The organism is Paenibacillus sp. FSL P2-0136, assembly GCF_037975325.1.
Taxonomy (GTDB): Bacteria; Bacillota; Bacilli; order Paenibacillales; family Paenibacillaceae; genus Paenibacillus_AQ; species Paenibacillus_AQ silagei.
Genome location: NZ_CP150244.1, coordinates 4,457,813 through 4,472,237, shown reverse-complemented (window position 1 = coordinate 4,472,237; position 14,425 = coordinate 4,457,813). Strand labels below are relative to the sequence as shown.

The 14,425-nt window shown below is 52.5% G+C and carries 18 protein-coding genes; 17 read left to right on the top strand and 1 reads right to left on the bottom strand.

The features are described from left to right. The first annotated feature begins 21 nt into the window (after positions 1-21). From hisC to NYE26_RS18950, 14 genes are all read left to right on the top strand, one after another. Complete coding sequence (hisC, locus tag NYE26_RS19015; RefSeq protein WP_339249323.1) at positions 22-1,119, top strand: histidinol-phosphate transaminase; 1,098 nt, start codon at positions 22-24, stop codon at positions 1,117-1,119. A gap of 58 nt (positions 1,120-1,177) precedes the next feature. After that, a complete protein-coding gene (locus tag NYE26_RS19010; RefSeq protein WP_339249320.1) occupies positions 1,178-2,272 on the top strand; it encodes a prephenate dehydrogenase in 1,095 nt (364 codons plus the stop codon). Positions 2,273-3,127: 855 nt separating this feature from the next. Then, positions 3,128-3,715 carry a sigma-70 family RNA polymerase sigma factor gene (locus NYE26_RS19005; RefSeq protein ID WP_036727278.1) on the top strand — a complete coding sequence of 196 codons (588 nt, stop codon included), beginning with the start codon at positions 3,128-3,130 and terminating at the stop codon, positions 3,713-3,715. 152 nt (positions 3,716-3,867) lie between these two features. After that, entirely contained in the window at positions 3,868-4,311 is a 444-nt protein-coding gene (locus NYE26_RS19000) for an anti-sigma factor (protein WP_339249318.1), read from the top strand. Positions 4,312-4,461: 150 nt separating this feature from the next. Beyond that, positions 4,462-5,049, top strand: a complete 588-nt coding sequence (locus tag NYE26_RS18995; RefSeq protein WP_339249317.1) for a histidine phosphatase family protein — start codon at positions 4,462-4,464, stop codon at positions 5,047-5,049. Between the two features lie 90 nt (positions 5,050-5,139). Continuing rightward, the gene (locus NYE26_RS18990) at positions 5,140-6,228 is read left to right on the top strand and encodes a hypothetical protein (protein ID WP_036727274.1); all 1,089 of its coding nucleotides are present in this window, start codon (positions 5,140-5,142) and stop codon (positions 6,226-6,228) included. Positions 6,229-6,239: 11 nt separating this feature from the next. Beyond that, positions 6,240-6,746 carry a gamma carbonic anhydrase family protein gene (locus NYE26_RS18985; RefSeq protein ID WP_076079189.1) on the top strand — a complete coding sequence of 169 codons (507 nt, stop codon included), beginning with the start codon at positions 6,240-6,242 and terminating at the stop codon, positions 6,744-6,746. Between the two features lie 18 nt (positions 6,747-6,764). Then, a complete protein-coding gene (locus tag NYE26_RS18980; protein WP_036698090.1) occupies positions 6,765-6,944 on the top strand; it encodes an IDEAL domain-containing protein in 180 nt (59 codons plus the stop codon). A 124-nt stretch (positions 6,945-7,068) separates the two neighbouring features. After that, positions 7,069-7,494 (top strand): DUF2487 family protein, encoded by a 426-nt coding sequence (locus NYE26_RS18975; RefSeq protein WP_339249314.1) that lies wholly within the window; start codon positions 7,069-7,071, stop codon positions 7,492-7,494. A 221-nt stretch (positions 7,495-7,715) separates the two neighbouring features. Further along, positions 7,716-8,270 carry a ubiquinol-cytochrome c reductase iron-sulfur subunit gene (locus tag NYE26_RS18970; RefSeq protein ID WP_036727269.1) on the top strand — a complete coding sequence of 185 codons (555 nt, stop codon included), beginning with the start codon at positions 7,716-7,718 and terminating at the stop codon, positions 8,268-8,270. Between the two features lie 5 nt (positions 8,271-8,275). Beyond that, positions 8,276-8,947: a cytochrome b6 gene (locus NYE26_RS18965; protein WP_036727267.1), complete on the top strand. Its 672-nt coding sequence runs from the start codon at positions 8,276-8,278 to the stop codon at positions 8,945-8,947. Positions 8,948-8,970: 23 nt separating this feature from the next. Further along, positions 8,971-9,846, top strand: a complete 876-nt coding sequence (locus tag NYE26_RS18960) for a c-type cytochrome (protein WP_339249311.1) — start codon at positions 8,971-8,973, stop codon at positions 9,844-9,846. A gap of 87 nt (positions 9,847-9,933) precedes the next feature. Beyond that, positions 9,934-10,581: a DUF1405 domain-containing protein gene (locus NYE26_RS18955; protein WP_209869957.1), complete on the top strand. Its 648-nt coding sequence runs from the start codon at positions 9,934-9,936 to the stop codon at positions 10,579-10,581. 55 nt (positions 10,582-10,636) lie between these two features. Then, positions 10,637-11,536, top strand: coding sequence for a sporulation protein YpjB (locus NYE26_RS18950; RefSeq protein ID WP_339249308.1), 900 nt, complete (start codon positions 10,637-10,639; stop codon positions 11,534-11,536). 91 nt (positions 11,537-11,627) lie between these two features. On the opposite strand, the gene NYE26_RS18945 is transcribed toward NYE26_RS18950, so the two are convergent. Further along, on the bottom strand, positions 11,628-12,500 hold the full coding sequence (locus tag NYE26_RS18945; protein ID WP_200869567.1) for a YitT family protein: 873 nt from the start codon (positions 12,498-12,500) through the stop codon (positions 11,628-11,630). 167 nt (positions 12,501-12,667) lie between these two features. On the opposite strand from NYE26_RS18945, the gene NYE26_RS18940 reads away from it, so the two are divergent. Genes NYE26_RS18940 through dapB form a run of 3 tightly spaced genes read left to right on the top strand, consistent with a single transcriptional unit; the run spans position 12,668 to position 14,414 of the window. Next, positions 12,668-12,997, top strand: a complete 330-nt coding sequence (locus NYE26_RS18940; RefSeq protein ID WP_339249306.1) for a nucleotide pyrophosphohydrolase — start codon at positions 12,668-12,670, stop codon at positions 12,995-12,997. Positions 12,998-13,056: 59 nt separating this feature from the next. After that, on the top strand, positions 13,057-13,578 hold the full coding sequence (locus tag NYE26_RS18935) for a tetratricopeptide repeat protein (protein ID WP_339249304.1): 522 nt from the start codon (positions 13,057-13,059) through the stop codon (positions 13,576-13,578). Positions 13,579-13,610: 32 nt separating this feature from the next. After that, positions 13,611-14,414 (top strand): 4-hydroxy-tetrahydrodipicolinate reductase, encoded by an 804-nt coding sequence (dapB, locus tag NYE26_RS18930; RefSeq protein WP_339249302.1) that lies wholly within the window; start codon positions 13,611-13,613, stop codon positions 14,412-14,414. Positions 14,415-14,425: the final 11 nt, after the last annotated feature.

Below are 14,425 nucleotides of genomic sequence, written 5' to 3'. Positions count from 1 at the left end.
TTTGGAGAGCGAGGATCACCCATGAATCCAAAACCGAATATCGTTGACCTTCCTGTCTACAAGCCGGGGAAGCCGATTGAAGAAGTCAAGAAGGAGCTGGGCTTAAGCGAAGTCATTAAGCTGGCATCCAACGAGAACCCTTACGGGGCTGCACCAAGTGCGAAGGCCGCTATTGTAGCGGAGCTGGATAATCTCTTTTTATACCCGGACGGCTCTGCCGCTGAGCTGACAGCGACGCTGGCTAAGCATCTGGGCGTGGCGGGTGAGCGTATTATTTTCGGATGCGGATCTGATGAGATTATTGCTCTGATTGCCCGTGCCTTCTTCCTGCCCGGTGACGAGACGATTATGGCCGATCAGACCTTCTCCGTATATAAGAGCAATGCGGATATCGAAGGGGCTATAACTATAGAAGTCCCGCTTAAAGACGGAACGCATGATCTGGATGCAATGCTGGCGAAGATTACAGACCGGACCAAGATCATCTGGATCTGTAATCCCAACAATCCAACCGGTACCATTGTGCCCGAGGACGCCTTGATTTCGTTCCTGGATGCAGTACCTGCCAGCGTGATGGTAGTCCTGGATGAAGCCTATTACGAATATGTAACGGATCTCAGCTACACCGACGGCATTAAGCTGATCGACAAATACCCTAATCTGGTAGTCCTTCGTACCTTCTCCAAGATCTATGGTCTTGCGGCGCTCCGTATCGGCTATGGTGTGGCCAGCAGCCGGGTAATCTCCCTGATTAATCAGGTGCGCGAGCCGTTCAATACGACCCGCCTGGCTCAGGTGGCGGCGGTGGCAGCACTCTCCGATCAGGAATATGTGCAGCAGTGCCGTGCGCTTAACAGTGCAGGGATTGTGCAGCTTGAGGCGGAATTCGCGCGTCTCGGGCTTACGTCGTTCCCGGCTCACGGGAACTTCATTATGGTGGATGTACGCAAGCCGGCTGCTGAAGTCTTCGATACGCTGCTGCGTCAGGGAATCATCGTCAGAACAGGCTTCCACCGGTATCCGACCTACCTGCGGGTGACCATCGGCTCCGCCGAGCAGAACACAGCCTTCGTAGCTGCCCTGGAGCAGGCGCTGAAGGAGCAGGAAGTTCGCGCATAACCGTGAGGGCTCAGCAGCTGGATTGACGATACCACAGAAGGCAGGTAGTACTAAGAACATGACGACAAAAATAGCAATTTTCGGTGTCGGCCTGATCGGCGGCTCACTGGCCCTTTGCTTCAAAGGCAAGGAGGGTCTGACCGTTGTAGGCCATGCCCACCGCCCTGAATCTGCTGCTAAATATGTGAGCAGAGGTGTGGTTGATCAGGCTACATTATCACTTGAGGAAGCTGCACTGGATGCGGATTATATTTTTCTGTGTGTGCCGGTAGGCATGCTTGAGGACTATCTTCAGCGGTTAAGCAAGCTGCCGCTGAAGCCGGGCTGCATTATTACGGATGTCGGCAGCACCAAGGCCAGCATCGCGGAGTGTGCCCTTACACTGGATATTCCCGGTGTACATTTCATCGGAGGCCATCCCATGGCCGGATCGGAGCGTTCAGGCGTAGAGGCAGCCTCTTTTTTACTGTTTGAGAATGCGTATTACGTGCTTACACCTCCGCCTGGGGTGCCGGAAGCTGCCTACCAGGCTCTGGAGTCGCTCCTGCTGCATACGAGAGCGCAGATAGTCCGGCTTGATCCGGAGCGCCACGATGAGATTGTTGGAGCGATCAGCCATCTGCCGCATATTATTGCGGTAGCCCTGGTGAATCAGATTCATGCATACGATCATTCGGACTCTTTGTACAGCACGCTGGCTGCGGGGGGCTTCCGTGATATTACCCGCATTGCTTCGAGCGATCCGATCATCTGGCGCGATATTCTGCTGAATAACCGCTCTGTGATGCTGCGGCTGCTGAAGGATTGGAACGATGAGGTGTCCTCGTTCATCCATCTGCTGGAGAGCGGGGATGGTGCAGGGATCGAGTCGGCCTTCCAGGAGGCGAATCAATTCCGCAGCCAGCTTCCTGAGCGGCGCAAGGGCATGATCACTCCGCTGTTCGATCTGCATATTGATGTTCCCGATCACCCCGGCATTATCGGCCGGATTGCTACGGAGCTGGGCGACCAGGGCATCAACCTTAGCAACGTGCAGATTATTGAGAGCCGCGAGGATGTTCCCGGGATCATGCGCTTGTCCTTCCGCCAGGAGAACGATATGGAGCGGGCCAGAATTCTGCTGCAGGAGAATGATTATACCGTATATATGTAAAATATATGTAGAAAGCAAAATAAGAGCCGGGGACGGATGCCCCGGCTCTTATTTATTTTTTGAAATTAACAGCTTCCTCCAGGAAGTAAGTGGAGAAACGTAACTTAATTCAGCAATAGTTGCCGGATATCAGGAAGCAAGTGGAAAAACAGCAACTAATAATGCTAGTTTCCGCCATGCTGTGGGAGAGGCGAGGAAATAAGTGTTGTTTGTCCAACTATTGTGCCGGAAAAGAATAACACATCCTAAATAACTGTAGGAAATCCAATTGCTGCTATCAGAGGGTGTCCCGGCTGCGGCAGTAAACAAGCGGCCAATAAATACCCAAATGTTCGTAAAAATGGACAAAAAAAAGACCGCTTACATAATAAGCGGTTACAGTTCACAATTTCTTGGAACCGTGTAGTGTTTGGATAGGAGTGGAGAGAAACCATACTGTACTTTTATTATATGTATCCGTTTACATTTTGTCAACACTTTATTTAAAGAAAATAAGACCGCTTTCATCGGACTGTCTGCCCGTCTCTCAAAGTCTATTAATTTCCTCCCGTTAGAAACTATGCTATACTGGGTTAAGTATGTTTATAGATTCCTTCCAAGTATAGGTAACCGCTTGCTGAACAAGTGGAGACGGGCTGTGTTGTCCTGTGAGGAGAATGCTGCCATTCTTCTGTCTTACAAAAGGAATTGAAGGTTGGAAGCCTTAAATAACGGTAAGTTGAATATACATAGCAAGATTGGATTTTTGTGCTGCAAAAAATGAAGGTATGCCGCAACTTTTTGTTACCTGCCCGGTATAAGTAGATACGGACCGGACGGGATTACACGTGCAAGGGCGAGGAGGGCCGACTCACCATGACGGATTCCCAGTTGATCCAGCTAATCAAGCAAGGCGATACAGAATTATATTCGGAACTCATGCGACGATATCAACGCAAAATATTGGCTTTTGTGTACCACATGCTGAAGAACTCCCATATGGAGCTGATTGCCGAAGACCTCTGTTCAGAGACCTTCTACAAAGCCTTCCGGAGTCTTCATTCCTTCCGGGAAGTGGATGCTTCTTTCTCCACATGGCTGTACACCATTGCCCGCAATACAGTGCTCAGTGAGCTTCGCAAGAACCGTGCCGGGAATGTGTCGCTTGAAGAGAGCGGCTATACACCTGTGGCACCGCTTGATGTTGCCCCGGAACAGGCAGCACTGCGCAAGGAACGGATGGAGCTCGTTCGCGAAGCGATTAACAATCTCCCGGAGAAGCAGCGCTCCGCGCTGATTCTGCGTGAATATGATCAGATGGATTATCAGGAAATTGCCGTGATTCTGGATCAGAGTGTCAGCTCAGTGAAGTCACTGCTGTTCCGGGCAAGGAGCAGTGTGAAGCTCCAGCTCGAATCCTATTTCTATGAGCCTGAATTTGAAGAGCAGGCTGAGAGGGTGTAAGGCCTATGAATTGCAGGGAAGCGCAGGATTCCATTCCACACTTGTGGGACGCTCCCCCCACAGATCCCAGGCGGATTAGACTTGAGAGACATATCGCAACCTGCTCCTACTGCAGTGCCGAATGGGCGCTGTGGCAGGAGACCAGTGAGCTTATGCAGGATACAAGATTCGATGTCAGCGATGAGCGGGCAGAAGCGATTAACAGTAAGGTTATGGAGCGGATCTATCTGGAGAGCCCCTGGCTTATGCCCGGTGACGGGAAGTCTGCGGGGAGTTCTACAGTATTCCGGCATCGCTTAAGCCTCTGGATTGCCTGTTTTTTAGCCGTGTTTATCTCAAGCTTCTTATATTTCACCGTGTTCAAGACCCCCTCGAATACGACGGCGGCACAGAGCGGGATCGTCGAGACAGGTGTGGCAGGCTTAACCCTGGACTGGTCATCTTCATATCCGGTGGAGTCTGAGGGCGGGATTATTGAGCCGCTGGTGGCCAATATGGGCCCTGCTCATCCGCAGTACTGGATGGTATTGTCGACGCTGGGCGTCGGATTATCCATATTCCTGCTGTTCCGTCTGAACCGGTACCGCAGACAATGAGAACCCCCTTCCCGAGCATGGAGAAGAGGGTTTTTGATTTGAATACAAGAATGTATGTGTTTCCTACTTGTTCTAAAAAAGAAGACATTTGTTTTCATTCGTGTTACATTATTAAGCAAACATAAATAGGGAAGGGAACGGTGATAGGCGATGCTGATCGGCTTAATACGCCATGGGCTGACGGATTGGAATGCAGTAGGTAAAATTCAGGGACAAAGTGATATTCCGCTGAATGATGAAGGCAGGCGGCAGGCTGAGATGCTGGGTGACCGGCTGCTGCAGGAGCCTTATCACTGGGACTATTGTATTACCAGCAGTCTGTCCCGTGCAGCAGAGACCGGCAAGATCGTAGCGGCCAAGCTGGGCATTTCTTTACTTGAGCCGGATGACCGTATCCGTGAGCGTGCCTACGGCCAGGTGGAGGGCATGACAGCCGAAGCCCGTGAAGCCAAGTGGGGCAAGGATTGGAAGCTGCTGTCTCTGGGACAGGAGAGCGATGAGGCACTTCAGGTCCGGGGGCTTGCGTTCCTGGAGGATATGACGGCCCGGTTCCCGGGTAAGAATGTCCTGGTCATCTCCCATGGAGGATTCCTTGCACAGCTCTACACCGCACTCTACAAAGACAAATATTCGGAACGGCTCGGCAATCTCTCACTCACGATTCTGGAGAAGAACGAGCAGGAATGGAATCCTTTATTGTACAACTGTACCCGTCATATTTTACAAAAACAGCATTAACCCGACCCTTCGGGTTATTTTTTTTGCGGCAAAAGGAATAAAAAGGGCTGTATTTCCCATAATGGTAGTAAAACAGTGAGGCGATGAGAGATGAATCTGGCGGATATGCTCACTTATGCAGACATTGGTCAGCTGACCGCCATTGCGGGACGCTATCAGTGTGAATGCAAACGGAATTCCAAACATGATTTGATTCAGAGTATATTGATCACCTTGGGCAGCCGGGAGTTCATGGAGTCCCATATTAAGGGGAGTTCCCCGGGAGAGCTGCGTTTGCTGAACAGCCTGCTCTTCGATGAACGCAGCCACTTCAGCCTGGAGGATCTGCTGGCTGCAGCCAGGCAGGCTTCCTTCGATGCCCCGCCCGGCAAAAGCGGTGACTACCGCGAGCTGGTCAGCCGGCTTAAGAACAGCGGCTGGCTGTTCAGCGGAGCTTCCCAGCAGAGCCGGTATCTGTTCCAGGTGCCGCTGGATCTGAAGAAGCGCTTCCGTGAGCAGATGGGCCAGCATTTGCAGGAGCGGATTGTTCCGGGCCCGGAGCCGGCGGTGTACAGGGGGGAGGGGGATTTGCTGGCAGGAGATCTGCTGCTGTTCCTGCGGTATGTGAAGGAGAATGAGCCTGAGCTGAACCAGGAAGGCGCGCTCTATAAGCGCAATCAGCAGGGAGTGATGAATGCGCTGCAGATTGCAGAGCCTTTACTCGGCAAAGGCGGCTGGAGGTTCGGCTACGGCAGGGCTTGTGAGCATTATCCGCCGAGATTTGCCCTGCTGTACGATTATGCCCGCCACCGCCGCTGGATCTCCGAGGAGGGCTACAGGCTGCAGCTGACAGCGGCAGGCGGGCATTTTCTGGCGGAGGGGAAATCGGAAAAGCTGATGCAGTTATTCTCCTTTTGGTTAAGACTGTATAAAGGGGCTATTCCCAATTTGCCTTCGCTGGTCTACTGGATTAGTCTAAGTGCCGGCAGATGGGTGACCACAGCCTCGCTGTCAGAAGGAATCGGCTGGCTGATCAAGCCCTTTTATTACGATGATGCCGCTTCCATTCTCGAACAGCGAATCTTGCGGATGATGCTGCATCTGGGCATGCTTAAGCTTGGTGAGGAACCCGCAGGAACAGTGGTCATGATGACACCCTGGGGATGTGAGGCGGCTGTGCCGAAGCATCTGCTCAGGTAAGGAGGAGAGAGATGCGGATTGCCTATGGGAGTTACATACCGCAGATTGACGAGACAGTCTATGTGGCGGAAGGCGCTAAGCTCGTTGGCGATGTAAGAATAAGCAAACAATCCAGTGTCTGGTTCAACGCCGTACTCCGCGGTGACCTGGCGCCGGTGATCATCGGGGAGCGCTGCAATATTCAGGACGGTGTGGTCGGCCATGTGGCGGACGGATTGCCGCTGATGCTGGAGGATGACATCTCGGTCGGGCATTCAGCAATCATCCACGGCTGCCGGATAGGCAAGGGCACATTAATCGGAATGGGTGCAATTGTACTGAACGGAGCAGAGATTGGTGAATATGCTTTAGTAGGAGCTGGCTCCCTTGTAACCGAGAATACCATCATTCCTCCGTATACGCTCTCCTTGGGCACACCGGCCAAAGTGGTCCGTGAATTGACTGAGCAGGATCTGCTGAGGATGGCACGCACAAGTGAAAGCTATGTTAAAAAAGCATTGGAATACGGAATTTCTTAAACAGCGGAGGTGTATCGAATGGACAAAATGAAGGCTACTTATGAAGTGATGCTGGGGCTGGCTGCGGAAATGGTGTGGGATGAAGCGTTAAGAAAGCGTCGTACCGACATGTTGTACCGGAAGATCGACACGGCGCTGGCTGCTGGTGATGAGGCGGCTTTCCGGAATCTGACTGAAGAACTGAAAAGTTTGGCATAGGAAATGCGCCTGGCGCATTTCTTTTTTTCTGCTGAAATTAAGGATTGCCAAGCCGTATACACTTGTTTATGATGCTTTTAAAGTTAAATGCATGCTGCGGGAAGCGGCTAGAGGGGGCGAATCTATGAAATTCAGTGATTTTGACAGTAGAGCCTGGGAGACCGATGGACAATACTATGATACCTGCATCATTCCGTATAGCGGACTTCAAGGCACGGAGACTCCGCCTGAGACAGTTAAGTTACTTGAACGGCAGCGTGATTTCCTGGAATTGGCCGAGCAACCGTACAAAGGGCGGGTCGTGACTTATCCGGCGGTACAGTATGCAGGGCCTGGAATGACAGTACTGATGAATGAGCTTTGCCGAAAAGTCAAATCCAGCGGCTTCCAGTACGCCATCGTGATGTCTGCCAATGAGGGGCTGCGCAGGGAGGAGATATTTGAAAGCGATTTACTCCTTTGCCTGCCTGAGATAGCGGCCGATTCCAGAGCCTCGGTAAGCGTGTATGTGCGGAGTGAAATCCAGGCCCTATGGGAGAATGGGAAATGAGTTAAATGTGACGGAAAATCAACAATTTATCAAAAAAGCACCTTAAACGCCTGTCACAATTTAGACAATATTCTTGACGGGTTTTAGACCCTAAGCTATGATTAGGATGAACTTATATGAACTGTGATATTTTTCATTGAAAACGGAATTTTTACCTAAAAAACCTATGCAACAACTCTGCAGGTGCCTTCTCACATTTTGAAAAGGGGGTTACATACAGTATGAGCAGCCTTAATGAAGAAGAAGAATCACTTCCGCAAGAACCGCCCAGCCGAAACGAGATGTCACGCAGACAGTTTTTGACCTACACACTAGGAGGGGCTACCGCCTTTATGGGTGCCGGAGTTATCTTGCCGATGGTCCGGTTTGCTGTAGATCCGATTCTGCAGAAAAAAGGCGAGGGAGAATTCATCAAGGTAGCGGAAGCGTCCAAAATTACCGAAGAGCCCCAGGAGTTCACCTTCGAGCTTCCGCAGCAGGACGGATGGTATGCCAGTACAGCGATGCTTACGGCGTGGATTCGTAAAGACGCGAACGGAGATATTTATGCGCTTTCACCGATCTGCAAGCATCTGGGCTGCACCGTAGGCTGGAATAATAACAAGGCGCATCCTGATGAATATCATTGCCCTTGCCATGGCGCCCGCTATACGAAGCAGGGCCGGCAACTGGCCGTGGCTGCCAAGCCCCTGGACCAGTACACCACCAAGATTGACGGAGGCTGGGTATATCTCGGTGAAATCGTCCCTAATACTGTTTCGGCGAAGGAGGCGTGAACGGCGTGTTCAAAAACGTATATAACTGGATTGACGAACGTCTGGATATTACACCGATCTGGAGAGATGTTGCCGACCACGAGGTCCCCGAGCATGTCAATCCCGCACACCACTTTTCAGCCTTTGTCTACTGCTTCGGCGGACTAACCTTCTTCATCACTGTAATACAGATACTCTCAGGAATGTTTCTGACCATGTATTATGTCCCGGATATCATTAATGCCTACGCCAGCGTGGAATATCTGCAGACCAAGGTCGCCTTCGGTAAAATCGTCCGCGGCATGCACCACTGGGGCGCGAGTCTCGTCATTGTCATGATGTTCCTTCATACGATGCGTGTGTTCTTCACCGGTTCGTATAAGGCTCCGCGCGAGATGAACTGGGTAGTGGGGATGCTGATTTTCTTTGTCATGCTGGGACTGGGACTGACCGGTTACCTGCTTCCATGGGACAATAAGGCGTACTTCGCCACCAAGGTTACGCTGGAGATCGCCAATTCGGTTCCATTCATGGGGCCGGTGCTCAAGGAGCTGATGCAGGGCGGCAGTATTGCCGGCGCCGAGACGCTGACCCGGTTCTTCGCCTTACATGTATTCTTCCTCCCGGCGGTTCTGCTTATACTGCTTGTCGGGCACTTCATTATGATCCGCAGACAAGGCATATCCGGTCCGCTGTAAAATAACGTATAGGAGGCACGGTCATGGCACACGGAGACGACTCCAAAGAGAAGGTGATATTCGTCGGGGATTCCCGGGTCCGCAGAGGAAACGGATTCATTACCCCGCCGGATTATACGGCGTATCCGGGCAAATCGGAAGCCTTTATCCCTAACTTTCTGCTCAAGGAATGGATGGTTGGTGTAGTGGTGTTGGTGGGAATTCTGGTTCTGACCATCTCAGAGCCGGCTCCGCTCGGGTTCCCTGCCAATCCGGCAGCAACGGTAATTCCGATTCCCGACTGGTATTTTCTCTTCCTCTATCAGTATTTGAAGCTTCCTTATGCATCAGGTGACTATATCGTGCTGGGAACGCTTGGTGTGACTGGGGTGGCCTTCGGGGCGCTGCTGCTGGCGCCTTTCCTGGATACCGGCCCCGAGCGGCGGTTCTACCGCAGACCGATTGCGTCCTCGCTGATGTTCCTGTCTCTCGCAGCAATCGTCTATTTGACCAACACAGCCTGGACAGAATACAAGCATGAGATGGCTGAAACCGGCCAGATTCCAGAGGATGTACAGCGCGAGGAGAAAGCGGCCGAGAACAGGGCGGCGGGCTTGCCAACCACAAGTGCCGTCAAGCCGAAGGATATTGCCATTGTGGACAAGGATGATCCGGCGATGGCACTCTATAAGCAAGCAACCTGTATAACCTGCCATGCGGTAGATATGAAGGGCTCCGGCAGTTTCCCTTCGCTTCGGGGTGTAGGCGATAAGCATGATAAGGCGGCGATTCTTACTATTATAAAAGAAGGTAAGGGCCAGATGCCGCCAATGGCTGAGACGGCTATGGGGGCAGGGCTGACCGAGCAGGATATCGATGAGCTGGCCGGCTGGCTTGCCAAACAAAAAAGCGGACAGTAAAATAACAGTAACGCAGGACCTGATCGTGTATGCGCTCAGGTTTTTGTTATGTCATGAAGCTTCAACAGTCGGGGGGAAGTTGTTTGTATGCCGGGTCATTGGTTTGAGAAATTATTTAGGGACCGAAGAATAATATGGCTGCTGTTTATCGTGAATCTGCTCGGAACGGTCTACGGATATATGTGGTATGGCAACCAGCTCACGTTCACGGCGCAGACTGAACCGCTCTGGCTACTGCCGTTCGTTCCTGACAGCCCTACGGCCAGTCTGTTCTTCACGGCTGCATTACTGCTGCTGCTGTATCCGCCAAGAGGGCTTGCGGGGACGCTGATACGTGAGCTGATTGAAGCGCTGGCAGTCCTAACCTCTGTGAAGTACGGAATATGGGCGGTCAGCATCATTGTGGCCGGCGGTTATCAGGGAGATTCCATCACCTGGAAGGACTGGATGCTGATGATCTCCCATACCGGAATGGCTGTGGAAGCTCTGATCTATGCCCGGTTCTTCACCTTCCGGAGAATGCTGCCTGTGGCGCTTGCGTGGACATTCGCTAATGATATAGTGGATTATTCACAAGGCGTGTATCCATGGCTGCCTTCTGTGCTTGATGATGATCTTATCGCTGTTCAGTACCTCACCATGGGGCTTACACTGTTCAGTACGGCTGCTGCCTGGCTGTTCTGCGGCCGGACAAGGCGTCCGGCACTACCGGACAGCACTGCCATGAAGCACTGAGCCTCTGTTCTAACTCTTGTCCTTCCGCCATACATTAAGGTGGGAGGGATGTCTTATGCCGCGCAGAAAAGTATTCATACTGTCAGCAATTCTGCTGTGCTGGCTGCTGGCCGGTATCAGCGGAGGCCGCGTTCAGGCTGAAGCAGGGGATGCTGCTGCAGACCAGGGAAGTACGGCTTACATAGAAGCAGCCGGAAGTGTACCCAGTGATCCCGCTGCTCTCACGGCCAGAAGCGGAGCGCAGCGGCTGGAGCAGGCTGCGGAAGCTCTATACGGATATGTGCTTGAAGGCGATGTGCTGAAGGCCCGCCAGGAGGCAGAGGAGGTCTCGCAGATCTTCATCTCTTCGTCCTTTGAAGGGATGACCTCAGTGGAGGGGGTCAATGCACTATCCTCTGTGATCCTGGACATGAAGTCGGCACTGGCTGCGGCCCAGCCGTCCCCGGAGAGATGGGAAGCGGCAGCGGCGAAGCTGCGGCTTGCCGCTAACAGCCTGAATCACCCCCGCCAGCCCATGTGGCTGCAGTACTATAAGCTGGTCCGTGAGGATCTGAACGATATGGAGCAAAGCGCTGCCGCGAATGATCTGAAGAGCTGGACAGCGGCCCTGGCAAGACTTCAGAGCCGGTATGCGAATATCCGGCCTGCGGTGATTATCTCCCGGCCTGCTGAGGCGGTGAGCACCTTTGATTCCTGGATGTCTTACGCAGGAGGGGTGGCAGGCTCGGAGCAGCCCGTGGAACGGGCCCGCCTGCTGGAGATTGTATCCTATGGGCAGGATGCAGCAAGAGTGATGTTCGGCAAGGACCGCAGCGAGCCGGTCCTGTCTCTGCCGCTGGCTCCGCGGCAATACGGGGGCTGGGCCCTGCTGGCAGGCGCGTTCATCCTTACGGTGCTCGTGTATACGGCTTACCGTAAGTACCGCGGCCAGAAGCAGAATCTAAAACCCGTGTAGGCTGGAGCGGCGGCAACAGAGGATACAAAGAGGGCGGACCCCACAAGCAGCCATTGCCGGCTTGTGGGGTCCGCCCTTATGTGTGTATAGTTCAGGTCTCCCGGAAGCCTTCGCCGTGAACGTCGTGAACCTCACTGATAATGACGAAGGCCTTAGGGTCCACCGACTTCACCAGCAGGCTTAGCCGGCGGATCTCCTGTCTGGAGACCACGCAATAGACCATATGCTTCGCCTGCTTGGAATAAGCGCCGATCGCCGGGATTAAGGTAACGCCGCGATCCATTTCTACGGTGATCAGCTCGGCAATCTGCGGAGCCTCGTCGCTGATGATGGTGAAGGCTTTGGCGGCGTAGGCTCCTTCCTGGATGAAATCAATGACGCGTGAGGCGATGAAGACTGCCACGAGCGTATACAGTATTTTTTCGCGGGGAATGTAGAGCAGGGAAGCCCCGATAATGATGATATCCACGGCCAGAATAATCTGTCCCATGCTCCAGCCGAACTTGCGTCCGAGTATCCGTGCCACAATATCTACACCCCCGGTGGTGCCTCCGAAGCGGAAGACAATCCCCAAGCCCAGACCCAGGGTAACCCCCGCATATAATGAAGCAAGAATAAAATCATGCTCTGTACTGAACGTTACAATCCAGCCTGCCTTAATCATCCGTTCAAATAACCAGAGGAAAAAAGACAGGGAGCCGATGCCGAGTCCGGTATAGACGATCTGATTCGCCCCGAGCACCTTCCAGCCGAGCAGAAAGAGCGGAAGGTTCAGCAGCAGTGTGGTTAAGAAGATAGGGATGTTAAAGGCGTAATTGAGCAGGATGGTAATCCCGGTAACTCCGCCCTCCATCAGCTGGTTGGGAATAATGAAATACAGGAGTCCGAATGCGTAGATGGCCGTGCCCAGCATGATGGGGGCCACTGTTTTGCTGACTGTGCTGATTTTAATGGTTGAACTCATAACATCCCTCGCCTACGCCTCTAAATGGGCAATTTATATGTAATGATCCCCCAGGAGAGCACACAAGCTCCAGGCGGCATTGCAAAAAAGATTTGTCTTCAAAACGTCTTTACGATAACATAGGGGCAAACAGAAGGCAAGAACACACGGGGGTGAAAGGGCAATTTATGGATAAAAGTCTTGGTGACATTCAGCGTGAGGTGGATGCCTATATCTCACAGTTTAAAGAAGGCTACTTCAGTCCGCTGTCGATGCTGGCCCGGATGTCCGAGGAAGTCGGGGAGCTGGCGCGCGAAGTCAACCATCAATTCGGCGAGAAGCCGAAAAAAGCGAATGAAGCTGATAATTCGATTGAGCTGGAGCTGGGCGACATTCTCTTCATTACCGTTTGTTTCGCCAATTCACTCGGTATCGACTTAACTGAGGCTCATAATAAGGTTATGCACAAATTCAATACACGTGATGCCGGGCGCTGGACGCCCAAAAACACCGATTAGGCCTATGCTACATATGCTGTACCAAACGAACGGGATTTAGCCGTAAGGATGGTGAGGATATGGACCATAATGATTATGTAAAAGCGGCCTACCGCTCAATACTCCGCAGTGACTTTGCTGAGGCCATCACCTTGTTCGAGGCGGCCATTGCCGCAAGTCCTGATGATGCGGAAGTCAGATACCGCTGCGCTATTACCTATGCCCGCAGCGGAATGCTGGACAAAGCGCTTGAACATGCTGTAGCCGCACGCAGACTGGATGGAACCAAACCGGAGTATCAGCTGCATCTTCAGCATCTGCAGGCTCTTAAGCTTGTGCAGGAAGCAAAGCGGCTGCTGGAGGATGACGCCGCGGACAGTGTGAATCCGTACCATCCGATTACGCTGCTTAAGGAAGCTGTATCGCTTGACCCTCTCTACGGGGATGCTTATGTATGGCTGGCAATTGCGCACAGCCGGATGAATGAACATCTGCAGGCGATTGCGGTATTGAAAGAAGTTATGTCGCTGCACCCGGATGACAGCGGACTGCGTCTGCTGATGAAGGATCTGCAGAAATCGCTGCAACAATATATACAATAATAACAGAGCCAGGGAAAGCGGGGAGAATTCATTTGAGTGACAAGATCAGGATTATTGTTTCCGGAGCCGGAGGCAGAATGGGCAAAGAGGTTGTGAAGCTGGTATTGCAGGATGATGAACTCGAGCTGGCAGCAGCGGTTGACCGCTCTGCACATGGCAGAGATGCCGGACGGCTGGTTGGCCTTGAGGATTGCGGTGTACTTGTGACTCCGGATCTGGAGACTGCGCTTGAAGATACAGAGGCGGATGTAATGGTTGATTTTACGCTTCCACACTCTGCATATAGCAATACTGCGCTGGCGGTCAAATACGGCGTCCGTCCGGTTATCGGTACCACCGGCTTCACGCCGGAGCAGATCGCCGGGCTGGACAAGCAATGCCAGGAGCAGGGAATCGGCGGACTGATTGCGCCTAACTTCTCCATCGGTGCGATTCTGCTGATGAAATTCGCTGCCCAGGCCGCAAAGTATTTCCCTCATCTCGAAATTATCGAATATCACGGAGACCAGAAGCTGGATGCTCCGTCAGGAACAGCGATTAAGACGGCAGAGATGATCTCTGAGGCGCGGCAGGAGCTCCGTCAGGGACATCCTGAGGAAGAAGAGATTATTGAAGGCTCGCGCGGCGGGTATTATAACGGCTTCCGTATTCACAGCGTGCGTCTTCCGGGTGTTTTTGCCCAGGAGGAGGTTGTATTCGGCGGGTTCGGACAGTCGCTCAAGATCCGTCATGACTCTTATGAGCGCGCGGGTTATATGCCTGGAGTCAAGCTCGGGATTCAAAAGGTGATGGGCTATACCGGCTTGATTTACGGATTTGAGCATTTTATAGAATAGACGGGGAGAGA